A 3,702-nucleotide genomic window follows, 5' to 3' on the forward strand; every position below is an offset into this window, starting at 1 on the left:
GTCACAACGGATATCGGACTCCGGTAGCAATGGAAGCCTTGGCAGCATGAGAAATGACCTAAACCCTATAACCGTGTCCAGTATCGTTTGACCAGAACAGACCGAGGTGTCTTTCGCTAAACATCGACCTGAATGATCGAGTCGATTGAGGATTTGAAAAAACTCAAATCTGCTCCCTTTCCCCCTCGCCCCCTTGGGGGCGGTCCGACGTTTCGGGAGGGCTGGGGTGAGGGGGAAAGGCTCTACCTGACACCCTACAACCCATCAGCCAATACTGATCGCCGGCAATGTCGGCAACGTCACCGTCTGCTGCTTGCGCGGCGCGAGAATCTCCGCCTCGCCATCCACCACAAGCTCATCACGCTGATTGAATACGCGAGTGGCAATGCGCACGCGAAATTTCGGCAGTTTCTCGAGAATCTCCAGACGCACCGTCAGCGTGTCGCCGATCTTTACCGGTTTCTGAAAGCTCATCTGCTGACCGATATAAATAGTGCCCGGCCCAGGCAGTTCGCAAGCAACCGCGGCGCTGATCAGCGCACCGCTGAACATACCGTGGGCAATGCGTTCCTTGAACATGCTCGCGGCGGCAAACTCGGCGTCCAGGTGCACCGGGTTGTGGTCGCCCGACATCGCGGCGAACAGCTGGATGTCGCGCTCTTCGACAGTCTTGCTGTAGCTGGCGGTCTGGCCGACTTCGAGGGCTTCGTAAGGGATGTTGGTAACCTGGGTCATCGGTTTCGATTCCTGTGACGGATTCAGTGAATCCACAAAAAATTATTCGCTGCGCTGCGGGCGCGGATGGCTCAGGGCCTGATCGATCCAGGCGAGCACATCGGCGGTCACTTCGTCGCGATTGCTTTCATTGAACAATTCGTGCCGGGCCTGCGGGTAGATCTTCAGTTGCAGGTGCTGGCTGCCGGCCCTGCGCAAGGCGTTGGCCAGATCAGTCAGACGCTTGCCCTCGCTCACCGGATCACATTCGCCGCCAATCACCAGCAGCGGCAGGCCCGGATCGATTTGCGCGAGATTGGACGCTTTGCTGATTTGCTGCAAGCCGCCGAGCAGGTCGATCCAGAACTGATTGGTACAGCGAAAGCCACACAACGGGTCGGCGGCGTATTTGTCGACCTCGGCCGGATCGCGGCTCAGCCAGTCGAAACGGGTGCGCAGCGGTTTGAATTTATTGTTGAACGAGCCGAACGACAGCCACTCGATCAACGCGCTGCGGCCCTTGCCGCCCTGACGCAGTTTTTCCAGCCGGGCAATCTGCCGGGCGACGCGATACAGGGCCACTGGCTGGAAATTCGATCCGCTGAGAATCGCCCCGTGCAGACTGGCGCTGTGGTGCAGCAGATAGGCCTGGGCCAGGTAACTGCCCATGCTGTGCCCGAGCAGAATGATCGGCACGCCGGGGTGTTGCTGGCCGATGTGCTGGTTGAGGCTGGCCAGATCGCCAACGACCTTGCACCAGCCATCGTCATCGGCGAAATGGCCGAGGGTGCCGTTGTCGGCGGTGCGGCCATGGCCGCGCAGATCCGGTGCGTAGACGCCATAGTCTTTGTCGCAAAACGTGTCGGCGAGGCGGGCGTAGCGAGCGCTGTGCTCGGCCATGCCATGGGCGACGAGAATCACCGCTTTCAAGGGCGTGGCCGGCAGCCAGCGGTTGACGTACAGGCGGCTGCGGTCACTCGCGTCCAGCCAGAAGGTGTCGTGGGTCATGGCGATTCCTTTGCTCAGCATCGCCACAGTGTATAGCGCGTCTGATCAGCCCACGCCACGGCAGGAAGATTCACGGGATCAATGAGGGCTTGCGTCATATTTGCCTCAATGGCCATAGCTGCTAGTGTCCGTGAAGCTCCGCTTTGTGCTTTTCGCCTTCCATGGACGAAGCAGAAACGACAGAAAGCGGCTCCCGGATCGGCTCAGGTAAAGAGGACAAGAACAATGCAACCTGATTTCTGGAATGACAAACGCCCGGCCGGCGTACCGCTGGACATCGACATGGGCGAGTTCAAGTCGGTCATCGAAGTGTTTGAGCGTTCCTGCAAGAAGTTCGCTGACCGCCCCGCGTTCAGCAGCATGGGCATCACCCTGACCTACGCCGAGCTCGAGCGCCAGAGCGCGGCGTTTGCCGGTTATCTGCAGGCCCATACCGATCTGGTGCCGGGAGACCGCATCGCGGTGCAGATGCCCAACGTCCTGCATTATCCGATCGCCGTGTTCGGGGCCTTGCGCGCCGGGCTGATCGTGGTCAACACCAACCCGCTCTACACGCCGCGCGAGATGCGCCATCAATTCAAGGATTCCGGTGCGCGTGCGCTGGTCTACCTGAATCTGTTCGGGCAGAAAGTCCAGGAAGTGCTGCCCGACACCGATATCCAATACCTGATCGAAGCGAAGATGGGCGACCTGATGCCCGCCGCCAAGGGCTGGCTGGTCAATACCGTGGTCAGCAAGGTGAAAAAACTGGTTCCCGAGTATTCGCTGCCCCAGGCGATCTCCTTCAAAAGCGCGCTGCGCATGGGCCGTGGCCTGGGTATCAAACCGCTGAGCGTCGGCCTCGATGACATCGCCGTGCTGCAATACACCGGCGGCACCACCGGCCTGGCGAAAGGCGCGATGCTCACCCACGGCAATCTCGTGGCGAACATGCAGCAAGTGCGCGCCTGTCTGGCCCAACTCGGCCCGGACGGTCAGCCGCTGTTGCGCGAGGGCCAGGAGGTGATGATTGCGCCGCTGCCGCTGTACCACATCTATGCCTTCACCGCGAATTGCATGTGCATGATGGTGTCGGGCAACCACAACGTGCTGATCTCCAATCCGCGCGACATCGCCGGCTTCATCAAGGAGTTGAAGAACTGGCGTTTCTCGGCACTGCTGGGCTTGAACACCTTGTTTGTTGCGCTGATGGACCATCCCGATTTCAAGACCCTGGATTTCTCCAGCCTGAAGCTGACCAACTCCGGCGGCACCGCGCTGGTGAAGGCCACCGCCGAGCGCTGGGAGCAGATGACCGGTTGCCGCATCACCGAGGGTTACGGCCTGACCGAAACCTCGCCGGTGGCCTGCACCAACCCCTATGGCGACCAGTCGCGGCTGGGCACCGTCGGCCTGCCGGTGCCGGGCACGCTGGTGAAAATCATCAACGATGACGGCGTCGAGCAGCCGCTGGGCGAGCGTGGCGAGCTGTGCATCAAAGGCCCGCAGATCATGAAGGGCTACTGGAACAAACCCGAGGCCACTGCCGAAGTGCTCGATGCCGAAGGCTGGTTCAAGTCCGGCGACATCGCCGTGATCGACCCGGACGGTTTCGTGCGCATCGTTGATCGCAAGAAGGACATCATCATCGTCTCCGGCTTCAACGTGTATCCGAACGAAATCGAAGACGTGGTCATGGCCCACCCGAAAGTCGCCAACTGCGCGGTGATCGGCGTGCCGGACGAGCGTTCGGGGGAGGCGGTGAAGCTGTTTGTCGTGGCGCGGGAAACCGGTGTCAGTCTTGAAGAGCTGAAGGCCTACTGCAAAGAGAATTTCACCGCCTACAAAGTGCCGAAACACATCGTGCTGCGTGAGTCGTTGCCGATGACGCCTGTAGGGAAAATTCTGCGGCGCGAGTTGCGGGATATCGCATAAAGGTCACAAGCGAAAAGATCGCAGCCTTCGGCAGCTCCTACATTTGGAATGCGTTCCCTTTGTAGG

General features: G+C 60.2%; 3 protein-coding genes. 1 reads left to right on the forward strand and 2 read right to left on the reverse strand.

Annotated elements, in window-relative coordinates:
* Positions 1–264: 264 nt before the first annotated feature.
* Together DCO47_RS26110 and DCO47_RS26115 are read right to left on the reverse strand one after the other, a co-directional pair.
* Entirely contained in the window at positions 265–735 is a 471-nt protein-coding gene (locus DCO47_RS26110) for a MaoC family dehydratase (RefSeq protein WP_003227420.1), read from the reverse strand.
* 42 nt (positions 736–777) lie between these two features.
* Complete coding sequence (locus DCO47_RS26115; RefSeq protein ID WP_064364965.1) at positions 778–1,722, reverse strand: alpha/beta hydrolase; 945 nt, start codon at positions 1,720–1,722, stop codon at positions 778–780.
* Between the two features lie 225 nt (positions 1,723–1,947).
* Between DCO47_RS26115 and fadD2 the strand changes: the two genes are divergently transcribed.
* Positions 1,948–3,636 carry a long-chain-fatty-acid--CoA ligase FadD2 gene (fadD2, locus tag DCO47_RS26120; RefSeq protein WP_116659234.1) on the forward strand — a complete coding sequence of 563 codons (1,689 nt, stop codon included), beginning with the start codon at positions 1,948–1,950 and terminating at the stop codon, positions 3,634–3,636.
* The last annotated feature ends 66 nt before the right edge of the window (positions 3,637–3,702 follow it).

Source organism: Pseudomonas sp. NDM (assembly GCF_003105095.1).
Lineage (GTDB): Bacteria > Pseudomonadota > Gammaproteobacteria > Pseudomonadales > Pseudomonadaceae > Aquipseudomonas > Aquipseudomonas moraviensis_A.